Raw genomic sequence first — 22,423 nt, forward strand, 5'->3', positions numbered from 1 at the left:
GTGAAGCTCGATATCCTGCACGAACTCAATGCCGAGCGCGCCGCGCGACGGCCGGTCATTCTGGTGACGGACACCGAGAGCGGCGAGCAGCGGCTGGTGAAGGCGAAGGATTTCGCCAAGGATCCGCTGCGCGCCGAACTGGAGAAGCAGCTTCGCATGGGCAAGAGCGCCAGCGTCGAGGCCGGCGGCAAGAAGCTGTTCCTCAACGTCTACGCGCCGACGGCAAAGCTCGTCATCATCGGCGCGGTCCATATCAGCCAGGCGCTGGCGCCGTTGGCGCGCTCGCTCGGTTATGACGTCACCGTGGTCGATCCGCGCACGGCCTTTGCGAGCCCCGAGCGCTTTCCCGACATTCCGCTGATCGCCGAATGGCCTGATACCGCGCTGCCGCCGCTCAATGTCGATGCCTACACGGCGTTCGTGGCGGTGACTCACGATCCCAAGATCGACGATCCCGCGCTGCTGCACGCCTTCGAGCGCAACTGCTTCTACATCGGCGCGCTCGGCTCGCGTAAGACGCATGCCAAGCGTGCCGACCGGTTGCGGGCGCAGGGCGCCAGGGAGAGCGACATCGCGCGCATCCACGCGCCCATTGGGCTAGCGATCGGCGCGGTCTCGCCATCCGAGATCGCGGTGGCGATCATGGCCGAGATCACGGCCGTGCTTCGGCTGCCTCCCAAGGAAAAAGAAGAAGCGGCATGAAGTTCGGCCCGGCGAGCCCGAGGGATGCGATCGGTGGGGTAACCGTCCACACGCTGCGCCAGGGCGCGCTGGTGCTGAAGAAGGGCACGACGATCGGACCCGCCGAGGTCGAGGCGCTGGAGCGCGCCGGCATCAAGGACATCGTCGTGGTGCGCATGGAGGCGGGCGACGTCTCCGAGGACGTTGCGGCCGCCAGCATCGCGCTCGCCATCGGCGGCGAGGGCATCCATGTCGAGCGCGCCTTCACCGGCCGCGCCAATCTGTTCGCCGCGCGAGCGGGCGTGCTGGTGATCGACCGCGCCGCGGTCGACCGCATCAACAATATCGACGAAACCATCACCTTTGCCACGCTCCCCGCCTACAAGCCGGTGGTCGAGGGCGAGATGGTCGGCACCGTCAAGATCATCCCGTTCGGCATCGAAGCGAGTTTGCGCGATGCCGCGGTGAAGGCGGCGGGCAAGGATGTGTTGAAGGTCGCGCCTTACGTGATCAAGCGCGTCGCCGTGGTCTCGACGCTGCTGCCGGGCCTGTCCTCAAAGGTGATCGACAAGACGTTGCGCGTCACCGCCGAACGGCTGGCGCCGGCCGGCGCCGGCATCATCGCCGAGCGCCGGGTGCCGCACGAGGAGCAGGCGCTGTCGGCCGCTATCAAGGAATTGCTCGGCCTCGGCGCCGAGCTCGTGATCGTGTTCGGCGCGTCTGCGATCGCCGACCGCCGCGACGTGATTCCGGCGGCCGTCGCCGGCATCGGCGGTGAGATCGAGCATTTCGGCATGCCGGTCGACCCCGGCAATCTCCTGCTGATCGCCCGCGCCGGCGATGTGCCAGTGCTGGGCGCGCCCGGCTGCGCGCGCTCGCCGGTCGAGAACGGTTTCGACTGGGTCTTGATGCGGCTTCTCGCCGGCATCAAGGTGACCCGCTCCGAGCTGATGGGCATGGGCGTCGGCGGCCTCTTGATGGAGATCGTGACGCGGCCGCAGCCGCGCGCCAAGCCGGAAACCGAGGGCAACAGCCAGGTCGCGGCCATCGTGCTCGCGGCCGGCCGTTCGACCCGGATGGGCGGGCCGAACAAGCTGCTCGCCGAGCTGGATGGCAAGAAGCTGGTGCGCCTCGCGACCGAGCAGGCGCTGGCCTCCAAAGCATCCGAGGTGATCGTCGTCACCGGCCACCAGGCCGAGCTCGTCGAGCAGGCGCTGCAAGGCCTCAAGGTGAGGTTCGTCCGCAATCCGGAGTTCGCCGGCGGCATCGCCAGTTCTGTGAAGGCCGGCATCGCGGCCGTGCCGGAGACCTGCGACGGCGCATTGGTGTGTCTCGGCGACATGCCGCTGATCGACGCCAGCCTGATCGACCGGCTCATCGACAGTTTCGCGCCCGACCGCGGCAATCTTATCGTCGTGCCCGTCAGCGAGGGCCGCCGCGGCAACCCGGTGCTGTGGTCGCGCCGCTTCTTTGGGGAGTTGATGACGCTCGACGGCGACATCGGCGCGCGACATCTGATCGCCAAGCACACCGAAGCCGTCGCCGAAGTGCCAGTCGACGGCGAGAGCGCCTTCCTCGACATCGACACGCCGCAGGCGCTGGAGGCGGCAAGGCGGGGGTGAAGGTGCGTAGGGCGGATTAGCCGAAGGCGTAATCAGCCGCTGTGTTGCTCCGCGGAAAAAAGGAGGCGGATTACGCTTTGCTAATCCGCCCTACGGGACTACGGCATCCTCCAAGCCTGCCGATTTCAACCACCCGTTCACCATCTGGAAACGAGCGCCGCTTAGAGTTTCCCCGACCTGCCTTGGGGGGAGGGGTTCTTCCATGACTTCGAATGCCGTCGCGCGCCGTTGCGCGATGTTTTTCTTTGCACTGTCCATCTGTGTCGCCGGTGCCCGTTACATCGCCGATGCCCACGCCGCCGGCGCGATCGCGGTCGGCAAGTGCGGTGCCTATGGCCAGGCCTATGATTATGGCCACGAGCACGAGGCCCGCGCCGCCGCGCAGAAGCAGTGCAAAGGCGATTGCACCACCGTGACGATGAAGCGCGCCTGTGCCGCGATGTCGGTCGATATGACAAATCCCTGCGGCGCCTATGGCTATGCCGTCAAGCCGAAGATTTCCGCCTCGCTCAATGCCGCCACGCGCGAGTGCTACAAATACGGCGGCAAGGAATGCGTGATCCGCGCCTGGGCCTGTGACGCAAAGGGCTGATTTTTCTTGCCGTCATTCTGGGGCGATGCGTAGCATCGAGCCCGGAATCCATTGAGCTGCCGAGTAGGTGGACGAATGGATTCCGGGCTCGCGCCGAGTGGCGCGCCCCGGAAGGACAATCTGAGGAACCACATGCAGTTCGATACCAAGATCGCCGTTGTGATCCGCACCGATCTTCAGGCCTGGCAGAAGCTGAACGTCGCGTCCTTTCTCACCAGCGGCATCGCCGCGGCTTTTCCGGACTGCATCGGCGAGGCCTATGAAGACGCCTCAGGCACGAAATATCATGCACTGATCGGCCAGCCGATCCTGATCTATGGCGCCGACGGTCCGGCGTTGTCGCGCGCGCTGGACCGCGCGCTGACGCGTAACGTTACGCCGGCCGTCTATACCGAGGACATGTTCAAGACCACGCACGACGCCGCCAACCGTGAGGCGGTGAGGGCGGTTGCGCGTAGCGACCTCAATCTCGTCGGCATTGCGATGCGCGCCGAGCGGAAGGTGATCGACAAGATCGTCGACGGTCTCAAGTTCCATAGCTGACAGATCGAGAGCACCGCGCGGCGTCATCGGGGTGTCATGATGGACCCGCCCTTGCGCAAACTTTGTGCTGTTTGACTCCCGTCAAGGGTGCGCCGGGCGGCGTCGCTATTCTGCTTCACAAAGCACAGAGGAGCAGACCGATGCCGACCATGAAAGCCGCAATCGTCAAGCAATTCGGCAAGCCGCTGGTGATCGAGGAGGTGCCGGTGCCACAGCCCGGTCCGGGCGAGGTTCTGGTCAAGGTCAAGGCCTGCGGCGTCTGTCACACCGATCTGCATGCCGCCTCCGGCGACTGGCCGGTGAAGCCGGTGCCGCCATTCATCCCCGGGCATGAAGCCGCCGGCATCGTCGCCGCGCTCGGGCCCGGCGTGAAGAATCTGACAGTTGGCGACGCGGTCGGCGTCGCCTGGCTGCACGACGCCTGCATGTCGTGCGAATATTGCGAGACCGGCTGGGAGACGCTGTGCGAGCACCAGCACAACACCGGCTACAGCGTGAACGGCGGCTTTGCCGAATATGTCATCGCCTCGGCTGCCTTCGCCGCCAAGCTGCCGGTGACGATCGATTTCGCGACCATCGCGCCGATCCTCTGCGCCGGTGTTACCACCTACAAGGGATTGAAGGAAACCGAGGCCAAGCCAGGCGAGTGGGTCGTGATCTCCGGAATCGGCGGGCTCGGCCATGTCGCGATCCAGTACGCCAAGGCGATGGGACTGAAGGTTGCGGGCATCGACATCGCCGAAGACAAGCTCGAGCTCGCTCGTGAGACCGGCGCCGATCTCGCCGTGAACGCGCTTGCAGCCAATGCTGTGGACAAGGTGCTGGCGGCGACCGGAGGCGGCGCCCACGGCGTGCTGGTGACCGCGGTCTCGACGCCGGCCTTCGCGCAGGCGCTCAAGATGGTGCGCCGCAAGGGCACCATCAGCCTCGTTGGTCTGCCGCCGGGCGAATTCCCGACGCCGATCTTCGACGTCGTGCTCAAGCGCATCACCGTGCGCGGCTCCATCGTCGGCACCCGCCGCGACCTCGACGAAGCCATCGCATTTGCCGCCGACGGCAAGGTCAAGGCCGAGGTGACGAAAGTGCCGCTCGCAGGGATCAACGACGTCTTCGACCGCATGAAGGCCGGCAAGATCGACGGCCGCATGGTGCTGGATTTTGGCTAGTATCGCGAGCGAAGGCTCAAGTGCTTCCAAGACGGAGGTGCGCTCCCTCTCCCGCTTGCGGGGGAGGGCTGGGGTGGGGGCTCTCTCCGCGTCGGGACTGTCTGAAGTGTGCGGAAGAAATCCCAGCGCGGAGAGAGCCCCCACCCGGCGCTCCGCGCCGACCTCCCCCGCAAGCGGGAGAGGTCAATCGAGTTCGCGGCGAAGGCTTCTGGCAAAGAAGCGTCACTCTCCTGCTGCTCACCCCGGCGGCATGCCGTCGAATTTCACCAGGCCAGGATCGAGAGGATCCCACTCATGGCCGCGCGCGGCGAAGGTCACCGCCTGCGGCCTGTAGCGGGCGGGCTCGTCGAGGCTTGCCGCGCGGATCGTGAAGACGTCAGGCTGCGCCGCGAAAGTCATGTAGACAGCTACGCCGCATTGTATGCAGAAGCCGCGCGTCTTCACCTTGCCACTGTCGGCGACCATGTCCCAGTGCCTGGCATCGCCCGTCAGCGTGACGCCGGCGCGCGCGAAGGTCGCGTACGAGCCATGGCCGCTGCCGCTTTCCCGCTGGCAGTCGCGGCATTGGCAGTGATTGCTGAAGAGGGGCTCCCCTTCGATCGAATAGCGGATCGCGCCGCAGGCGCAGCCGCCGGAATAGGGCTTCTCCATCGCAATATCTCCCACTCAATCTTCGCCGCTGATCTCATCGAGCTTGCGGACGACCTTCTTCCAGCCGCCGCTCATCACCGTGTAGGCCGACTCGTTCCTGGGCAGGACGAAGCCCGCATGGACGAGGCGGATCCGCGTGCCGGCTTCGACCGGAGTGAGGGACCAGGTCACGACGGTGTCGAGCGGGGCGCCATAGCCTATGTTGCGCTCGTCGCCGCCTTTCCAGGCGTAGACGAGGCGGCGATGCGGCACGACCTCCAGAACCCGGCAATGGATCACGCCGTCCCAATTGCCCCCCGGATTGGTCTGGAAGGTGAAGGCCTTGCCTTCGACGGCTTCGAAGCCGGTCGGCTGCATCAGCCAGCGCCCGATCAGCTGCGCGCTGGTCAGCGCCTTCCAGATCGTCTCGGCTGTGTGAGGGAAGACCTCGTCGATGACGATGTCTCTTGTGTCGGCTTTCAACGCGGCAGCACTCACGGGTCGATCTCCTTCAAGAGGTCACGCAGGGTCTGGAAACGCTCGCGCCAGAAGACGCCGTAATGGTCCAACCAGGTGACCAGCGGCTCGAGTCCCTGTGGCGCGGCGCGGTAATAGACATTGCGGCCCTCGGCGCGCTCGGCGACGAGGCCCGCCTGCTTCAACGACTTCAGGTGCTGCGAGACGGCTCCTTGCGTGACGCCGCTGCCGCGCGTCAGCTCGGCGACACTGATCTCCTTGCTCTCGAACACACGCTCGAACACGGCGCGGCGGGTCGGATCGGCAAGGGCGCGCATCACGGTGGTGACGGGGTTTGGAGTGGCTTCAATCATGAGGTCAAATTAGTGGATGCTAATACATTAGTCAAGGCTAATTCGTCTACGCCATTCGGGTTGTCTGGTAGGCTCTTGACTATGACTGACTAGTCAGTCATATATTTTGAATGACGAAGAAGCAGACCAAAGCCGCCTCGCCCTCTACGGCTCCCACCCGCGCAAGCGCCCCCGTGGCTGCAAGCCCCGCTGCGGCGCCTGCCTCGAACCGAGCCTCGCGCGCGGCGGAGCGGCGTGCGGCGATCGTGGAGGCGGCGATGGAGGAGTTCATCGCGCGCGGCTTTGCCGCCACCAGGCTCGACGACATCGCCAAGCGCGCCGGCGTCGCCAAGGGCACCATTTACCTGCACTTCAAGGACAAGGAATCGATGTTCGAGGAGTTGGTGCGCATCGTCATCGTTCCCGTGGTCGCACGGCTGACCACGCTGCCGCCGCCCGCGGGCTCGGTGCGCGACCTCATCGAGACGTTCGCCGGCAACTTCCTGAAGGAAGTGATCGGCACGAGGCGCGGCGATCTGGTGCGTCTGATCGTGGCGGAGGGGCCGCGCTTTCCGTCCGTCGCCGACTTCTACTACCGCGAGGTGGTCTCGCGCGGGATCACTGCCATGCGCGCGCTGATCGAGCTCGGCATCGCCCGCGGCGAGATCCGGCAGAAGGACCTCGCGCGCTATCCGCAGATTCTGGTCGCGCCGGCGATGATCGCCGTGATCTGGCAGAGCCTGTTTGCGCGGCATGCGCCGCTCGACGCGCAGGAGATGCTGCGCGTTCATCTCGATTTGATTTTTGGCGAACGGAGGACGACATGAGGTCGTCGCAAACAATTTCTGTCTTGGCATTGCTCGCTGTGCTCGCAACCGGGCTTGCCGGGTGCAAGGAGAAGCGCGACCCGGGCTTCCAGGGTTGGGTCGAGGCCGACATGATCTTCGTCAGTCCGGACGAAGCCGGGCGCGTCACCAAGCTCAACGTCCGCGAAGGCGACGAGGTCAAGGTCGGCGATCACCTCTATTCCGTCGATGACGATCTCCAGCTTGCCGACCTCAACCAGCAGAAGGCGACGCTCGCGAACGCGCAGCAGACCTATGACCGTGCGGCCTCGTTGAGCAAGACCGGTGCGGGCACGCAGGCCAATCTCGATTCCGCGGTGTCCGCCTTGCGCGTCGCGGAGGCGCGGGTGGCGACCTCGCAGACGCGGATGGCGCGACGCAAGGGCTTTGCGCCGGTCGCCGGCACCATCCAGCAGATCTATTTCCGCGAAGGCGAGATGGTGGCGGCGCAGCGGCCGGTGCTCTCGATCATGCCGCCCGGCAACATGAAGCTGCGTTTCTTCGTGCCGGAGAGCGAGTTGCCGAAGCTCGCGATCGGCGACACGGTGCGCGTCTCCTGTGACAATTGCGCAGCCGACCTCACCGCGAAGATCTATTTCATCGCGACCTCGGCCGAATACACGCCGCCGGTCATCTACAGCCTCGATGAGCGCAACAAGCTGGTCTATTTGATCCAGGCGCGACCCTCGCGGCCCGATGCCTTGCGCGTCGGACAGCCGATCGACGTCCACCTCAATCCCAAAACTCCTGAGTCCAAGACACCGGTGGCGGACAAGCGATGAGCAACGGCAACGGCAACGGCATCGCCATCGACGTCAAAGGCCTGACGAAGTCATTCGGCGGCCGCGAGGTCGTGCACGATCTGTCGATGCAGGTGAAGCGCGGCTCGATCTATGGCTTCCTCGGTCCCAACGGCTCGGGCAAGACCACCACCATCCGCATCCTCTGCGGCCTGCTCACGCCCGATAGCGGCGAGGGCACCTGCCTCGGTTACGACATCCGCCGCGATGCCGAGAAGATCAAGCGCCAGGTCGGCTACATGACGCAACGCTTCAGCCTGTACCAGGACCTCTCCGTGCGCGAGAACCTCGAGTTCGTGGCGCGGCTCTACGGCCTCGCCGACGCGCGCGGTGCCGCGCGCGACATGATCAAGCGGCTCGGGCTCTCGGGGCGCGAGGAGCAGCTCGCCGGCGAGCTCTCCGGCGGCTGGAAGCAGCGGCTGGCGCTGGGGGCCTGCACGCTGCCCAATCCACAATTGTTGCTGCTGGACGAGCCGACCGCCGGCGTCGATCCCAAGGCGCGGCGCGATTTCTGGAACGAGATCCATGCGCTGGCCGCCGAGGGCCTCACGGTACTGGTCTCGACCCATTACATGGACGAGGCCGAGCGCTGCCACGAGATCGCCTACATCGCCTACGGCTATCTGCTGGCGCACGGCACGGTGGAGGACGTGATCGCCAAATCCGCGCTGACGACCTATACGGTCACGGGCGAAGACCTGAACGACCTTGGCGCCGCGCTCACGGGCAAGCCCGGCATCGACATGGTGGCGCCGTTCGGCACCTCGCTGCATGTTTCCGGCCGCGACGTTCCGGCGCTCGAAGCCAGCATCGCGCCCTGGCGCGAGAAAAGCGGACTCAACTGGCAGAAGTCGTCGCCCTCGCTCGAAGACGTGTTCATCGAACTGATGGGACGCTCCAAGGACAATTTCCAATGAGCGCGGTCGAACATCCCGAACCACGGCGCGACATCCGCGAGCGCTTCGGTTTCCTGCGGCGCTCCTACGCGATGCTGGTCAAGGAGTTCATCCAGCTCAGGCGCGACCGCGTCTCGTTCGCGATGATCGTGATGCTGCCGGTGATGCAGCTGATGCTGTTCGGCTATGCCATCAACACCACGCCGCACCATCTGCCGAGCGCGGTGCTGCTCCAGGAGGATTCCGATCTCGCCCGCTCGGTGCTGAAGGCGCTGGAGAACACCAAATATTTCCGATTCCTCTACGAGGTTCACGACGTCGACGATTTCGACAACCTCCTGAAGTCCGGCAAGGTGTTGTTCGGCGTCGAGATCCCGCGCGGCTTCGAGCGGGCGGTGCGGCGCGGCGACAGGCCGGCACTGCTGGTCGCGGCCGATGCCACCGACCCCGTCGCCGCAAGCGCGGCGCTCGGCTCGCTCGGCATGGTCGTCCAGACCGCGCTCGCGCACGATCTCTATATCGGCGAACCCCCGGAGATGCCGTTCGAGATCCGCGCCCATGCCCGCTACAATCCGGCCGCGAATTCCAGCCTCAACATCGTGCCCGGCCTCGTCGGCACCATCCTCACCATGACCATGCTGATCTTCACCGCGCTCTCGGTCACGCGCGAGGTCGAGCGTGGCACCATGGAGAGCCTGTTGTCGATGCCGATCAGGCCGGTCGAGGTGATGTTCGGCAAGATCGTGCCTTACGTGCTGGTCGGCTTCGTCCAGGCCTTCCTGATCATCGGCATCGGCGTCGGCCTGTTCGGCGTGCCCGTGCTGGGCAATCTCGTCCTGCTGGCGCTGCTGTCGACGCTGTTCATCACCACCAATCTGTCGATCGGCTACACGATCTCGACGCTGGTCCAGAACCAGCTCCAGGCCATGCAGATGTCGATGATGTTCTTCCTGCCGAGCATTCTGCTCTCCGGCTTCATGTTCCCGTTCGCAGGCATGCCGGCCTGGGCGCGATATCTCGGCGAATGCCTGCCGCTGACCCATTATTTGCGGATCGTCCGCGCCATCATGCTGAAGGGCGCGACCATGGAGAATTTGCGCTTCGATACGCTGGCGCTGGCGGGCCTGATGCTGCTCGCCATGACCATCGCCGTGACGCGCTTCCGCCGTACGCTGGATTGAGGCAAACTAGCCATTGAGTCATTCCGGGGCGATGCGCCAGCATCGAACCCGGAATCTCGAGATTCCGGGTTCGCGACTTCGCCGCGCCCCGGAATGACAGGGGGTCGAATGGCCAAGTTTGCGAGCAGGAAAGCGCGGCAGCATGCCGTATTGTCGGAGGACTTCGAGCGCGAGCTGACGCGGGAGGTGCTGCGCACCGAGCTGCTGCGGGTGCGGGCGCTGATCGCGACCGGCTGCGCCATGACGCTGTTCCTCACCGCGATCTATTTGATCGACCCCGCCGTGGTGAACCGGGTCTGGCGCGGCACCGAAGGGCTCGCCGAAGTCTACGGCCTGCTCGTCGGCTTCATTTTGTTCGAGGTCTGGGTCCACACGCAGATCAGGAAGAACCTCCGCCTCGATCGCGACGTGCCGGTGGCCAGGCGCTATATCGGCACGCTGATCGAGACGTCGCTGCCAACCGTGATCCTCATCCTGCAGATCCGGACCATGGGCGCAACCCAGGCGCTCGGCTTCGCCGTGCCGCTGATGTATTTCATTTTCGTCATCCTCTCGACGCTGCGGCTCGATTTCTGGCTCTCGACCTTCACCGGCTTCGTCGCTGCTGCCGAGCTGTTCGCGGTCGCGCAGGTCTACGATGCCTCGAGCACCGTCGGCGAGCCCCAGCTCTATTTTCACGCGGTCCGCAGCACCATCATCCTGATCTGCGGCGTGCTCGCCGGCGCCGTCGGCGCGCAATTGCGGCGACAGTTCGCCGCGAGCATCGCGGCCGCCACCGCGCGCGACCGGGTCACCAATCTGTTCGGCCAGCACGTCTCGCCGCAGGTGGTGGAGCGGCTGATGACGGCGGGGACGCGCGCAAGCGGCGACGTCCGCCGCGTCGCGGTGATGTTCGTCGATTTCCGCGGCTTCACGGCCGGTGCGCAGTCGCGCAGTCCGCAGGAGGTGGTCGACCGGCTCGACGGCGCCTTCGCCGTCCTGGTCGACATTCTCGACCGCCAGGGCGGCATCGTGAACAAGTTTCTCGGTGACGGTTTCCTCGCGCTGTTCGGCGCGCCGCTAGAAGCATCCGACGCCGCGCACCGCGCGGTCGCCGCAGGCCGCGAGATGCTGAGGGCCATGGACCGCATCAACGCAGAGAGCAGCTGGCCGCTACGGATCGGCATCGGCATCCATTTCGGCGAGGTCGTCGCCGGCAATATCGGCTCGCCCCGGCGCAAGGAATACACAGTCATCGGCGATACCGTGAACTTCGCCTCGCGACTTGAGGCGCTGAACAAGGATTTCGGCTCGCAGCTCCTGATCTCCGCATCCGTGCGCGAGGCGTTGGGCGCCGACGGCAGCGATGCCGTCCCGCTCGGCGAAGTCGAGGTGCGCGGCTACGAGCAGAAAGTGCCGGTGTTTCAGCTGGGGTAGACTTTACATCCTGGTTGTTCGCTCTTTGCACCTTCTGACTCCCGCTAGCGCGATTGCTCCGATTGCACTCAATTTTGGGGCATGACGAGCGGCATTTTCGGCTTGTAGAGTGCTGCGCGATGCGGCCGGTCGCGGCCGCGACTTGCATGGGGAAGCGAAAATGCAGCGCCGCTACGTCACCGTCGACGTGTTCACCGACCGCGCCTTCGGCGGCAACCAGCTCGCCGTGGTGCTCGATGCCGGCGGGCTGACGACGGCGCAGATGCAGGCGATCGCGACCGAGTTCAATTATTCCGAGACCACTTTCGTGCTGCCGCCGCGCGACAGGGCCAACGACGCCGAGGTGCGCATCTTCACGCCGGTGCAGGAGATCGCCTTTGCGGGCCATCCCAATGTCGGCACCGCCTTCGTGCTGGCCTCGATGGTGAAAGAGCCGAAGCCGCGCCTGCTGTTCGAGGAGAAGGCGGGATTGGTTCCGGTCGACATCGTGAGAGAGCAGGGCCGGGTGATCAGAACCGAGCTCACTGCGCCGCAGCCGCTGCAGCGGCTCTCGCGGCTGTCCGCTGCGGATGCCGCGAGCTGCATCTCGCTCGCTGCCGACGACATCAACGCCGACAATCACGAGCCGCAGATCGTCACCGTCGGAAACGCGTTTCTGGTGCTCGAGCTGCATTCGCGCGAGGCGCTGAAGCGGGCCCGGCCCGATGCTGCGGCCTTTGGCAGGGTCTTGCCGCGCGATGGTGCCCGCTCGGTGTGGTTCTATACGCGCGATGTGCCGGCGACGGAGGCGCCTTGCGAGCGACAGGCGCGCATGTTCATGCATGGTGCCAGCGGTCTCGTCGAGGATCCCGCCACCGGCAGCGCCACGGTTGCCGCCGCCGCGCTGTTCGCCGATCTCGATCCCACGCGTGACGGTGAGCTCAAGCTCACGATCGGCCAGGGCTTCGACATGGGTCGTCCGAGCATCCTCTCGACGCGCGTGCGCAAGCAGGACGGCAGGATCGTGTCCGCTCACGTCGGCGGCGCTTGCGTCGAGATGATGGAAGGGACGTTCCGGCTGGCGGGAGAGGGGTGAGGCTCCATCCATCGTCATGCCCGGGCTTGTCCCGGGCATCCACGTCTTGACCACTGGGAGGAAGAACGTGGATGGCCGGGACAAGCCCGGCCATGACGGAGAAAGCCGCTCAGGCGTGCCGCCCCACCAAATTCTTCACCGCAACGCCCTCGCGCTCCTCGATGATCTCCGCGATCATCTGGCGGTGGCAGTGGGTGTGGTCGCGCTCGTAGCAGAGCAGGCACACTGGGCCGGCCTTCTTCACCAGCGACGAGAGCTCGTCCATCGCCTCCCTCGCTTCGGGCGCCTTCAGGTGCTTTGAGAAGATCTTCTCCAGCACGTCGTATTGACGGCTGCGTGCGGCGAGCCGGCCCTCTTTCGGCGTGCCCAGCGCGGCGAGATGGACATAGCCGATGCCGCGCTCGTCCAAGCCCGCCGCCAATTGCTTCTTGGAAAAGCCCGGCCGGCGCGACGACGTCACCGCGCGCACGTCGACCACGAGCTTGACGCCGGCCTCTTCCAGCTCGTCCAGCACGGCCTTCGGTGGTGTCTGCTCATAGCCGATGGTAAAGAGCTTCTTCGCCTTTGCCATGTGACCTCAACTCACCCGCGCAATCAGTTCCATGGCGCCGTGCGGTGCGCGCACCTTGCCCTCGTGGATGACATAGGCGAACACGTCGCGCGGCTCCTTCTTCGGCTTGGCCTTGTCAACCTTCGGGAGATCGTCGGGTTCACCGCCCGATGCCCAGTCCTGGAAGCGCTTGGCCCAGGCATCGAGCTGCTTCGGCGGATAGCAGGTCTTGATCTCGTCATTGCCCTTCTGCAGCCGCGCGTAGACGAAATCGCCGGCGACGTCCGCGATCGCGGGATATTTGCCGTGCTCGGCGAACACCACCGGCGTCTCGAACTCGCGGATCAGTGCGACGAAGTCGGGCGTGCAGAAGCTGTCATGGCGCACTTCCACGACATGGCGCAGCGCGCGCCCCTCGAGCTTGCGCGGCAGCAGCTCCAGGAACTTGCCGAAATCGGCGCCGTCGAACTTCTTCGTCGGCGCAAATTGCCACAGCACCGGCCCGAGGTGATCTCCGAGTTCCAGCACGCCGGAATCGTAGAACCGCTTGATGGAATCGCCGGCCTCCGCGAGCACGCGGCGGTTGGTCGCGAAGCGCGGTCCCTTCACCGAGAACACGAAGCCGTCGGGCACCTCGCTTGCCCATTTGCGAAAGCTCTCCGGCTTCTGCGAGCCGTAATAGGTGCCGTTGATTTCGATCGAGGTCAGCTTCGAGGCGGCATAGGACAGCTCCTTCGCCTGCGCGAGCTTCTCCGGATAGAACACGCCGCGCCAGGGCTCGAAGGTCCAGCCGCCGATCCCAATGAAGATGTTGCCGGATTTTTTGGACGCAGTTTTTGCTTTGGCCACGGGAGGATCTCGCATCGACGGGGAGGGATCTCATCCTAATCAAACCGGAAGTGATTGGCCAGTTGGCCGGCCCGGTCTAAGCTCGCGGCGGGCCCGCGAAAAAGGAGAACAAGATGCGGATGGTGCTGGTGGGAGTCGCACTCGTCATGATGACATCTGCCGCCATGACAGGTTCTGCCGTGGCAGATGACGACGACGCGAAGGGCGCGCAGAAGCTCGCTCAGCAGGGCCGCGACGATTACTGGCATTGCCTCGCGCGGGAATATTCGCGGGAGTCCAATCAGGGCCTGTCGGAGCAGGATTTCGGCCGCTCGGTTGCCGGAGCCTGTCCATCGGAGCGGCAATATTACCGGGTGACGTTGCTCGATTATCTCACCACGCAATATCCTGATATCGATGCCGGCGCTCATCTCGCCACCGCGAACAGGGGGTGAAGGCGGCGCAGAAGGACATCGTGATGGCCTTCGTCAAGCACCGGCCGCCTCAGAAGTAGCGAGTGGCGAATGGCGAGTAGCGAATAGGGCGGGAAGACAATCTTCCCCATTCGCTACTCGCCATTCGCAATTCGCCCCGGGGACTTCCGGCCGCGCGCCCATCCATGGTATCACTCGCCACATCTGGAGCAGGAACTTTCATGTCGTCTGAGTCGGTGGGTGGCATTCTGGGGGCGATCGTCGCGGCGGTCGTCCTTGCGGTTGCCGTCGTGTTCGGGCCGATCGGCCAGTACGGCAAGCCGCCCAAGCCGGCGAAGGCCGAGCCGGCTGCTGCGGCCGCGCCCGCAGCCCCGGTCGCGCCCGCGCCGCGCGGGCCGGTCATCCGGGAAGTGCCCAACCAATAGGGCATGAAAATCGGTTTCCGCCCCTTGCGGAACGCCTTTGCCGTCCCCATTTTGCTGCTAACGGCGACGTTGAGCGTAAAAGATCTCCGTCGTTGGGACGACCTTGGAATAGCTTAAGGCTTGCGCCGGATGTACGCGCGGCCAGCCGTTCCGGGGTCGTTGGCATTTTAGGCCCCTTTTCGGCCCTTCCCCCAGAACCCCGGGTTGGCAGCGCAGGATGCGGCGGATATACGCTGCCGTCATGAATGAAGCGATCAGACCGGGCATCGACAACCGGGCTCAAGAGGGGCCGGAACTGTCGGTCATCGTCCCGACTTTCAACGAGCGCGACAACGTCACCGTGCTCTACCGGCGGCTCGAGGCGACACTCGCCAACGTCGCCTGGGAAGTCGTGTTTGTTGATGACAATTCGCCCGACGGCACCTGGGATGTCGTGCGCGAGCTGGCGCAGCGCGACAGCCGCGTGCGCTGCGTCCGCCGCATCGGCCGCCGCGGCCTGTCGGGCGCCTGCATCGAGGGCATCCTTGCCTCCAGCGCGCCCTACGTGGCCGTGATCGATGCCGACCTCCAGCACGACGAGACGCAGCTGCCCAAGATGCTGCTCTTGCTCGCGAGCGATCAGGCCGACCTCGTCGTCGGCAGCCGCTACATCGAGGGTTACAAGAGCGAAGGTTTCAACAAGCAGCGCGCCGGCGCCAGCGCGCTCGCCACCGAGGTCGCCAAGAAGATGCTGCGGGTCGAGATTGCCGATCCCATGAGCGGCTTCTTCATGGTCCGCCGCGACCGTTTCGAGCAGCTCGCGCCGAAGCTCTCCGTGCACGGCTTCAAGATCCTGCTCGACATCGTCGCGACCGCGCACGGCAGCTTGCGGGCGGTCGAGATTCCCTACACCTTCGGCGCCCGCCAGCACGGCGAGAGCAAGCTCGATTCCATGGTCGCGCTCGACTTCCTGGGACTCGTCTTCGCCAAGCTGACCAACGATATCGTCTCGCTGCGCTTCATTCTGTTCGCGATGGTCGGCGGCATCGGCCTCGTGGTGCACCTGACCACGCTGTTCATCGCGCTTCAGCTGTTCAAGGCGCCGTTCGCGGAGGCGCAGGCCGCCGGCGCCGTCGTCGCCATGACCAGCAATTTCATCCTCAACAACTTCCTCACCTATCGCGACCAGCGGCTGAAAGGCTTTGCGCTGCTGCGCGGTCTGATCGCCTTCTACATCGTGTGCAGCGTCGGCCTGCTCGCCAATGTCGGCGTCGCCTTCTCGGTCTACGACCAGGAGCCGATCTGGTGGCTGGCCGGCCTAGCGGGCGCGCTGATGGGCGTGGTGTGGAACTACGCGATGTCCGGATTGTTCGTCTGGCGCAAGAGATAGCGCGATATGGGCGGAGCTGACGCGCGGATCGTCCGCAATACCGCGCTGCTGATTCTCGCGCTGGTGGGATTGCGGCTCGTCGCAGCCGCGTTCACGCCGATCACGTTCGACGAAGCCTATTACTGGATGTGGTCGAAGAGCCTCGCCGGGGGCTATTACGACCACCCGCCCATGGTCGCCTATGTGATCCGCGCCGGCACCATGATCGCGGGCGACACCGAACTCGGCGTCCGCCTCGTCTCGATCCTGCTGGCACTGCCGATGAGCTATGCGGTCTATCGCTCAGCCGCGATCCTGTTCGGCGGCGCGCGCGTGGCTGCGACCAGCGCCATCCTGCTCAACGTGACGCTGCTGGCTTCCGTCGGTACGCTGATCGTCACGCCCGATGCGCCGCTGCTGGTCGCCTCCAGCTTCGTGCTGTTCTTCCTCGCCAAGGTGCTGGAGACCGGTCGGGGCGCCTGGTGGCTCGCGGTCGGCGTGGCGGTCGGCGCGGCGCTGCTGTCCAAATACACCGCGATGTTCTTCGGGCCGGCGATCCTGATCTGGCTCGCATTCGTGCCAAAACTCCGGCGCTGGTTTCTCTCGCCCTGGCCCTATCTCGGCGGCCTCGTCGCGCTCGCGCTGTTCTCGCCCGTGATACTCTGGAATGCGGACCATCAATGGGTCTCGTTCGCAAAGCAGCTCGGCCGCGCCAGGATCGAGGACTTCCGCCCCGTCTTCATCGCCGAGCTGGTCCCGACCCAGATCGCGTTCGCCACGCCGCTGGTCTTCATCCTCGGCGCGATGGGCTTGCACGCGCTGACCTGGCAGCGTGCCGGCGCGCTGGCCTCACGCGTGCTGATCGAGGCGATGTTCTGGACCATCGTCGCCTATTTCGTCTGGCATTCGCTGCATGCGCGCGTCGAGGCCAACTGGTTCGCGCCGGTGTATCCGCCGTTCGTGATTGCCGCGGCCGCCGCTGCCAACCTCGCGCAATGGAAGCCGCGCCAGCGGCGCCTCGTCGAATTCTGCCTGCGCTGGGCCGCGCCCGTGGGTATCGTCATGTTTGCAGCCTTGATCGTGCAGGCCAATACCGGCTGGTTGTCCGGATATCGCCGCGATGCCACCGTGCGCAGCGTCGGCGTCGGCTGGCGCGAGCTCGCGGCCGAGATCGAGGCGGCGCTCGTGCGCAGTGGCGCTACCTGTGTGCTGGCCCAGGATTACGGCACCACGAGCTGGCTCGCATTCTATCTGCCGCGCGGCACCTGCGTCGCGCAGCAAAGCCAGCGCATCCGCTGGGTCAACATGGCTGAGCCCGATCCCAAGCTGCTCGCCGGCAAGCTGCTCTATGTCGACGAGCTGCGCGCAGACGGTCATCCCGTCCTCAACGCTCTCTTTGCAAAGGTGACGCAGATCGCGCAATTGCAGCGCAAGCGCGGGCCGCTCGTGGTCGAAACCTACGGCATCGACCTGCTGGAAGGCGCCAAGGGCGAGGTGCTGGACCGCTCGCCGCCACCGGAAGCGCGGTAGCGGCCTCACACTCCGCCGTCGTCCCCGCGAAGGCGGGGACCCATACCCCCAGGGAGAAGTTTGGCGAAGACTGTTCGTGGACGCTACTTCAGTCGGTACGGCCACCTGCGCTCATCGATAGATCACGCGGTATGGGTCCCCGCCTTCGCGGAGACGACGAGCTAGTGTTGGAGACAGCAATGGCTACTTAGCGCATCATCTCGGCCTTGTCGGCATCCTGGCCCGGCCCATCCCGATCGCGCCAGAACCAGACGGTCACGACGCCGGAACGGCCGCGGACCTGGGCGAGCAGGGGGCCGGACAGAACGCCGTCGGGCGCGCCCTGGAAGTCGGCCGCATCCAGCAGCGTGTCGCTCAGCGCGAGCCGCGCATCGTTCTGCGCGGCGATCTCCATCAGCCGGCTTGCGACGTTGACGGTGTCGCCTGTCGCCGTGATGTGCTGATGGCTTTCGCCGAGCCGCGAGGCGACGATGGGGCCGTAATGCGCGCCGATCTTGAAGCCGAGCTGACCTGCGATCGCCGGCGGCAGCGATGCGATCCAGCGTGCCAGGTCGCGGTGCAGATCGACCGCGCATTTCAGCGCGCGCGCCGAATCGTCGGGCATCGCGCGCGGCAGCCCGAACAGGATCATGGCGCCGTCGCCGAGAAAGCCAGCGATCATGCCGCCGCAATCGATCGCGATCCGGTCGATCAGCGCATGGAACGCCTTCAGAATATCCGTGAGCTCGTCCGGATCGATCCGCTCGCTCAAGCCGGTGAAACCGGAGAGATCGACGAACACCACGGCTGCATCCTGCCGCACCGGCTTCGACAGGAAGTTCGGATCTCGTGACAGCCAATCCCGCAGCGCCGGAGCCTGGAATTGCGCAAGCGACCTGCTCCGGGCGGCGAAATATTGCGTGCGGCGGCCTCCGGCCCACAGCTGCACGCCGGCAAAGACCGCAACCGGCGGCACGGCGGCTGCGAGCGTGGTCGCGGCGTTCAGCCAGACACCGTGCGTGAACGCGAACAAATTGAGCCCGGCCCAGGCGATCATCACCGCGGCCGCCGCCATGGTGCCAAGCGCGATGCGCCGCCAGGCGAGCAGGCCCACCAGCAGTACCGGGAGCAGGATCGCCGTGAGCGCGTCGGCAATGCGCACCCTCTGGTCACGCAAGATGGCGTCGCCGGCGAGGAGATGCGTGATCGCGGTCGAGACCACCTCGACGCCGGGCATCAGGGAATCGAACGGCGTCGGATAGAAGTCGCCGCCGCCGGCGACGGAGGCGCCAATCACGACGATCCGGTTCTCGATCGCCGCGCGATCGAGCGTGCCGTCGAAGATGCTCTGTGCGCTGACGGTGCGGATGGTGCGGCGCGGGCCGTAATAGGTGATCGGCAATGCCAGATTGCTGTCGGTCGGCACCACGCGATCGCCGAGCTTGAGGTGGTCCGGCGCGACGGTCAGCGGCTCGTCGAGCGCGCGGGCCGCGACGCGCAACGGAAACGACAGCTCGACCTTGTCGCGGGTCCGGAACAGCATCGGCACCGCGAGCGGCGAGCCTGATTGTCCTGTCGCGACGTTGACGATGCCGACCTCGGCGTGATCGGCGAATGCCGGCAATGGCTGCAGGAAGCGCTCGGCCTCGGGCAGTACGGCCAGGGGACCTTCGCTGCTGGGAGCCACGGTTTCGCTGGCGGAGGGGAAGATCGCCGCGGCGGCAAGCACCATGCGGCCCGTGGCCAGCGTGTTGGCCAGCGTCGCATCGCCGATCGCGGCGCTACGGTCGACCAGCAGCAGGTCGATCGCGACGACCTTCGGCTTGAACTGCACGATGGTGTCGACGACGCGGGCGAGATCGGCGCGCGGCAGGGGATAGGTGCCGCCGCGCTTCACGACGGTGTCGTCGATCGCGACGATGGTGACGAAATCCGGCGGACGCCGCACGCCGCGGGCCTGCGTTCGCCAATCCGTCAGCGTGGCTTCGAGGCGGTCCAGAAAGCGCAGGTGGCCGTGGGCGTGCATGGCATAGATGCCCGCGCCCCACAGCGCGGTGAGGACGAGTGCCACCAGGATCTGAACGCGTCGGCTGCGCATGCGGTCTTGCAATCTACTGTTATTCAAATTTCGAGGGTCGAGCCGTCTTGACCAGCCTTATTGCCCGAGCCTGGCCATGAGCGCGTCGACGCGCGGCTGGCCCCAGGTCTTGACGGTCAACGGGCCGGTTGCCTCGACATCGACGCCTTCACCGGGTCCGAGCACGACGCCGCGTCCACCAGCCCTGCGGCTCACGCCGACCCGGCCGTCGGCGACAAACACGGACGTCTTGGCGTCGGCCACGTCGACCGCCCATTTCGTGCCGCGCACCGCAGCAATCGCTTGCGGCGTCAGCACCTTGAAGGGATTGCCGCGCGGCTTCTTGGGCACCTCGATCAGCAGCGCTTTGCTGCTCAACTCCACGGCGTCTATACGTCCGTCGCGGTTGGCGTCCTTAAGTTCAAATCTGGCGCCGTTTTCCGCAACGATGGTAATGCCGTTGTCGCAGCGCCAGGTCTGCGTCCCGGCAGCCGACGGCGCTGCCGTGCAGCCCGCATTCGCCGCAGGCTGCGCAGCCGCAGACTGGATCAACAGAAACGACCCCGCCAGGGCGAAAAACCCTGCGCGCGCGATCCCTCTCATGCCAGCCTCCGTTTGCGTGCTCGGCACAGCTCAGGGCAGGATGATACGGTACCGTATCACACACAGAGGCTGCCGAAAAGTGCCGAGGTGGGAGCTATTTTCTCGCGGCGGCGATGTCCAGAACCGACGCGATCAACTTTCAGTCACGGCGCCGTGCCGCGTGATGTCGCTCAGCGCATCATGCATGCGCCGTTGCCGCCCGGCCGGTCGACGAGGCCTATCGGAAGTGTCCTCCACCAGCCTCGCGCAACGCTGGCGCGTTACGTTCAGGGGCAGTCGAGGACCACGAAAATGACGTTCTTGAATGCGTCATGGATGTGGCCGGCGATGTCCGCAGAGCGTGCTGAACCGGCCGAGAATTATAGTTAACAGACCCCACTAAGTCCGTAGTTCTGCGGACTTTTTTCTCAAAACGGGACAGCGTTAACGCGTTGCCCCAGATCCGCCCGAACTTAATCCGCATTTAACTAAAAGTCGCCTTAATGACGCTCCGACCCTCTGCGAGACGCTGTTCCCGGATCGTGACCAGCGGCACTTCGAAGGGGGACTGAGTGACACCGTCCTGGACGCAAGGCGAATGAGTACGAGTATCGCTGCGCAGAGTAACGCGGCACGGAAGTCCAAGAATTTCTCCAAGACCAATTCGCGGAAACCTTCCCGGAAAATGACCACGACCAGTTGGCTTGGCGTCGCGGCGATCTGCTGCGTCGTGATGGGCGCCGGCTGGACCATCCACAGCAACATCTTCGGCGCGAGCGTCTATCCGACGGTCGGCAGCGCCGGCTACGACGAGCCGGTGATCAAGCGCGCGCCCAGGGTGGCGCTGCGCGAGGCCGGCGAGGCCATCAAGGAAACCTTCGCGCTGCTGCCCGACCGCCTCCAGGTCGCAGCTCCGATCTCGCGCGAGATGTTCAACGAGCGCTTTGCCGCGGCCGCAACGCAAGGCGTGCCGTCGAATGCCGCAAGCGCCACACCCGCAACGCAGGTTGTTGCGGCGGCCAAGGACGCCCCGAAGCAGGGCGTGATCGCGAAGGTCGCGGAAGCGCTGAAGCCGGCAGCCAGGAGCGCCGATAACACCGCGGACAAGACCAAGCGCGCGCCGGCTGCCCAGCTGCAACTCGCCTCGGCTGATCCTGCCGAGATCGTGCCGGCGCCCGAAGCGAAACCGAAATCCTTCGCCGATCGAGCCAAGGCCGCGGTGATGTCGATCACCGCTCCGCGCCAGTCGATGGTGGAAAAGCTCTGGGGCAAGCGCGAAGCGTCCGGCGGGCTGCTCGCCTACGCCTCGGCCGATGCCAGCATCACTGCGTCCATCGCCCCGAAGGAGCAGAACCCGATGTTCGGCGGCGCTCCGCCTTATGAGCGGGACACCGCGGTCTACGACATCACGGCCAAGATGGTGTATCTGCCCGACGGCACCAGGCTGGAGGCGCATTCCGGCCTCGGCGCCAACCGCGACGATCCGGACTCCCGCCGCCTGCGCATGCGCGGCGTGACGCCGCCGCACATCTATACGCTGAAGCCGCGCGAGGCGCTGTTCCACGGCGTGCCGGCGCTGCGCCTCACCCCGATCGGCGGCGAGAGCGCGATCTACGGCCGCGACGGCCTGCTCGCTCACACCTTCATGCTCGGGGCGGGCGGCGATTCCAACGGCTGCGTGTCGTTCAAGGACTATTACGCGTTCCTCGACGCCTACCGCAACAAGGGCATCCGCAAGCTCGCGGTGCTGGCGCGGGTGGAGTGAGGCAAGCTCAGGCCGCAACGGTCTTGCGCAGTGCCATCTCGGTCGCGATCGCTGCTTTCACCGCGGGCCGCGCCTGCATGCGTTCGAGATAGGCCGCGAGCGGCGGCCATTGCGTGATGTCGATCCCTGCGGGACGGAGCAGCAGCAAGGTCCAGGTGAGATGGGCATCTGCCACGGTGAAGGCGTTGCCGACGAGGAATTCGCGGCCTGCCAGGTGCGCTGCCGGCACCGACAAGGTCTGCATGATCCGCGCGCGCGGCTTGGCCAGCGAGCCGTCGTCCTTGTACCAGAAGGTTGGAAACAGGAACGCCTTGTGGATCTCGGCGCCGACGAAGCTCAGCCATTCCTGCAGGCGATAGCGATCGATGTCGCCAGGCCGCGGCGCAAGGCGTGCCTCCGGCTTCGCATCGGCGATGTATTGCAGCACGGCTGCGCTCTCCGTCAGCCGCTCGCCGTTCTCCAGCACCAGGACCGGCACCGCGCCCTTCGGTGACACGTCGCGGAAATCGCTGCCGTCGTCCACGAGCCGCTTGGTCCAGATATGGGCGAGGTGATACCGCGCCTCGATCCCGGCCTCCAGCAGCGCGATGCGGCTCGAGAGCGAGCAGGCCATCGGAAAGAAATAGAGCTGCAGCATCGCAAGGTCTCC

23 protein-coding genes and 1 pseudogene are annotated in these 22,423 nt (G+C 65.6%); 16 read left to right on the top strand and 8 right to left on the bottom strand.

Annotation, left to right across the window (positions count from 1 at the left end):
- The 5 genes from HZZ16_RS21920 to adhP all read left to right on the top strand — a co-directional run bounded on the left by HZZ16_RS21920 (position 1) and on the right by adhP (position 4,604).
- Positions 1-702: an XdhC family protein gene (locus tag HZZ16_RS21920; protein ID WP_197951578.1), complete on the top strand. Its 702-nt coding sequence runs from the start codon at positions 1-3 to the stop codon at positions 700-702.
- Positions 699-2,303 (top strand): NTP transferase domain-containing protein, encoded by a 1,605-nt coding sequence (locus HZZ16_RS21925; protein ID WP_197951580.1) that lies wholly within the window; start codon positions 699-701, stop codon positions 2,301-2,303. The genes HZZ16_RS21920 and HZZ16_RS21925 overlap by 4 nt, the downstream gene beginning before the upstream one ends.
- Before the next feature lie 202 nt (positions 2,304-2,505).
- Positions 2,506-2,895: a DUF4189 domain-containing protein gene (locus HZZ16_RS21930; protein WP_197951582.1), complete on the top strand. Its 390-nt coding sequence runs from the start codon at positions 2,506-2,508 to the stop codon at positions 2,893-2,895.
- A 132-nt stretch (positions 2,896-3,027) separates the two neighbouring features.
- A complete protein-coding gene (locus tag HZZ16_RS21935) occupies positions 3,028-3,438 on the top strand; it encodes a DUF2000 family protein (RefSeq protein ID WP_197951584.1) in 411 nt (136 codons plus the stop codon).
- A 140-nt stretch (positions 3,439-3,578) separates the two neighbouring features.
- Positions 3,579-4,604, top strand: a complete 1,026-nt coding sequence (gene adhP, locus HZZ16_RS21940) for an alcohol dehydrogenase AdhP (RefSeq protein ID WP_197951586.1) — start codon at positions 3,579-3,581, stop codon at positions 4,602-4,604.
- Between the two features lie 237 nt (positions 4,605-4,841).
- Here the strand turns inward: adhP and HZZ16_RS21945 are convergent, their stop codons facing one another.
- The 3 genes from HZZ16_RS21945 to HZZ16_RS21955 are packed head-to-tail and all read right to left on the bottom strand — an operon-like array spanning position 4,842 to position 6,064.
- Complete coding sequence (locus tag HZZ16_RS21945; protein WP_197951588.1) at positions 4,842-5,255, bottom strand: GFA family protein; 414 nt, start codon at positions 5,253-5,255, stop codon at positions 4,842-4,844.
- 15 nt (positions 5,256-5,270) lie between these two features.
- Positions 5,271-5,732, bottom strand: a complete 462-nt coding sequence (locus tag HZZ16_RS21950; RefSeq protein WP_197951590.1) for an SRPBCC family protein — start codon at positions 5,730-5,732, stop codon at positions 5,271-5,273.
- Complete coding sequence (locus HZZ16_RS21955; RefSeq protein ID WP_197951592.1) at positions 5,729-6,064, bottom strand: ArsR/SmtB family transcription factor; 336 nt, start codon at positions 6,062-6,064, stop codon at positions 5,729-5,731. The genes HZZ16_RS21950 and HZZ16_RS21955 overlap by 4 nt, the downstream gene beginning before the upstream one ends.
- Positions 6,065-6,174: 110 nt before the next feature.
- On the opposite strand from HZZ16_RS21955, the gene HZZ16_RS21960 reads away from it, so the two are divergent.
- The 6 genes from HZZ16_RS21960 (at position 6,175) to HZZ16_RS21985 (ending at position 12,256) form a co-directional block, all read left to right on the top strand.
- On the top strand, positions 6,175-6,870 hold the full coding sequence (locus HZZ16_RS21960; RefSeq protein WP_197951594.1) for a TetR/AcrR family transcriptional regulator: 696 nt from the start codon (positions 6,175-6,177) through the stop codon (positions 6,868-6,870).
- Complete coding sequence (locus HZZ16_RS21965) at positions 6,867-7,670, top strand: HlyD family secretion protein (protein ID WP_197951596.1); 804 nt, start codon at positions 6,867-6,869, stop codon at positions 7,668-7,670. The genes HZZ16_RS21960 and HZZ16_RS21965 overlap by 4 nt, the downstream gene beginning before the upstream one ends.
- Positions 7,667-8,605 carry an ABC transporter ATP-binding protein gene (locus HZZ16_RS21970; RefSeq protein ID WP_197951598.1) on the top strand — a complete coding sequence of 313 codons (939 nt, stop codon included), beginning with the start codon at positions 7,667-7,669 and terminating at the stop codon, positions 8,603-8,605. The genes HZZ16_RS21965 and HZZ16_RS21970 overlap by 4 nt, the downstream gene beginning before the upstream one ends.
- Positions 8,602-9,765 carry an ABC transporter permease gene (locus tag HZZ16_RS21975; protein WP_197951600.1) on the top strand — a complete coding sequence of 388 codons (1,164 nt, stop codon included), beginning with the start codon at positions 8,602-8,604 and terminating at the stop codon, positions 9,763-9,765. Before HZZ16_RS21970 ends, HZZ16_RS21975 begins: the two co-directional genes overlap by 4 nt.
- 108 nt (positions 9,766-9,873) lie before the next feature.
- Positions 9,874-11,181, top strand: a complete 1,308-nt coding sequence (locus HZZ16_RS21980) for an adenylate/guanylate cyclase domain-containing protein (RefSeq protein ID WP_197951602.1) — start codon at positions 9,874-9,876, stop codon at positions 11,179-11,181.
- Positions 11,182-11,341: 160 nt separating this feature from the next.
- The gene (locus tag HZZ16_RS21985; protein ID WP_197951604.1) at positions 11,342-12,256 is read left to right on the top strand and encodes a PhzF family protein; all 915 of its coding nucleotides are present in this window, start codon (positions 11,342-11,344) and stop codon (positions 12,254-12,256) included.
- 109 nt (positions 12,257-12,365) lie between these two features.
- Here HZZ16_RS21985 and HZZ16_RS21990 read toward each other — a convergent pair whose 3' ends face one another.
- Together HZZ16_RS21990 and HZZ16_RS21995 are read right to left on the bottom strand one after the other, a co-directional pair.
- Positions 12,366-12,827 carry a DUF488 domain-containing protein gene (locus HZZ16_RS21990; protein ID WP_197951606.1) on the bottom strand — a complete coding sequence of 154 codons (462 nt, stop codon included), beginning with the start codon at positions 12,825-12,827 and terminating at the stop codon, positions 12,366-12,368.
- 6 nt (positions 12,828-12,833) lie between these two features.
- Positions 12,834-13,670, bottom strand: a complete 837-nt coding sequence (locus HZZ16_RS21995; RefSeq protein WP_197951608.1) for a DUF72 domain-containing protein — start codon at positions 13,668-13,670, stop codon at positions 12,834-12,836.
- 98 nt (positions 13,671-13,768) lie between these two features.
- Here HZZ16_RS21995 and HZZ16_RS22000 point away from each other — a divergent pair.
- The 4 genes and pseudogenes from HZZ16_RS22000 (at position 13,769) to HZZ16_RS22015 (ending at position 17,371) form a co-directional block, all read left to right on the top strand.
- Positions 13,769-14,148 (top strand): annotated as a pseudogene (locus HZZ16_RS22000) (hypothetical protein).
- Between the two features lie 141 nt (positions 14,149-14,289).
- Entirely contained in the window at positions 14,290-14,493 is a 204-nt protein-coding gene (locus tag HZZ16_RS22005; RefSeq protein WP_197951611.1) for a hypothetical protein, read from the top strand.
- A gap of 241 nt (positions 14,494-14,734) precedes the next feature.
- Entirely contained in the window at positions 14,735-15,862 is a 1,128-nt protein-coding gene (locus tag HZZ16_RS22010) for a glycosyltransferase family 2 protein (RefSeq protein ID WP_197951614.1), read from the top strand.
- 6 nt (positions 15,863-15,868) lie between these two features.
- Positions 15,869-17,371, top strand: coding sequence for a glycosyltransferase family 39 protein (locus tag HZZ16_RS22015; protein WP_197951627.1), 1,503 nt, complete (start codon positions 15,869-15,871; stop codon positions 17,369-17,371).
- 187 nt (positions 17,372-17,558) lie between these two features.
- Here the strand turns inward: HZZ16_RS22015 and HZZ16_RS22020 are convergent, their stop codons facing one another.
- Both HZZ16_RS22020 and HZZ16_RS22025 read right to left on the bottom strand, forming a co-directional pair.
- Positions 17,559-19,448 carry a CHASE2 domain-containing protein gene (locus tag HZZ16_RS22020; protein ID WP_197951629.1) on the bottom strand — a complete coding sequence of 630 codons (1,890 nt, stop codon included), beginning with the start codon at positions 19,446-19,448 and terminating at the stop codon, positions 17,559-17,561.
- Positions 19,449-19,505: 57 nt separating this feature from the next.
- Positions 19,506-20,030 carry a FecR domain-containing protein gene (locus HZZ16_RS22025; protein ID WP_197951631.1) on the bottom strand — a complete coding sequence of 175 codons (525 nt, stop codon included), beginning with the start codon at positions 20,028-20,030 and terminating at the stop codon, positions 19,506-19,508.
- 664 nt (positions 20,031-20,694) lie between these two features.
- Between HZZ16_RS22025 and HZZ16_RS22030 the strand changes: the two genes are divergently transcribed.
- Positions 20,695-21,774: a DUF2778 domain-containing protein gene (locus HZZ16_RS22030; RefSeq protein ID WP_197951634.1), complete on the top strand. Its 1,080-nt coding sequence runs from the start codon at positions 20,695-20,697 to the stop codon at positions 21,772-21,774.
- A gap of 7 nt (positions 21,775-21,781) precedes the next feature.
- Here HZZ16_RS22030 and HZZ16_RS22035 read toward each other — a convergent pair whose 3' ends face one another.
- Positions 21,782-22,411: a glutathione S-transferase N-terminal domain-containing protein gene (locus HZZ16_RS22035; protein WP_197951636.1), complete on the bottom strand. Its 630-nt coding sequence runs from the start codon at positions 22,409-22,411 to the stop codon at positions 21,782-21,784.
- Positions 22,412-22,423: the final 12 nt, after the last annotated feature.

It is taken from the genome of Bradyrhizobium glycinis (genome assembly GCF_016031655.1).
GTDB lineage: Bacteria > Pseudomonadota > Alphaproteobacteria > Rhizobiales > Xanthobacteraceae > Bradyrhizobium > Bradyrhizobium glycinis.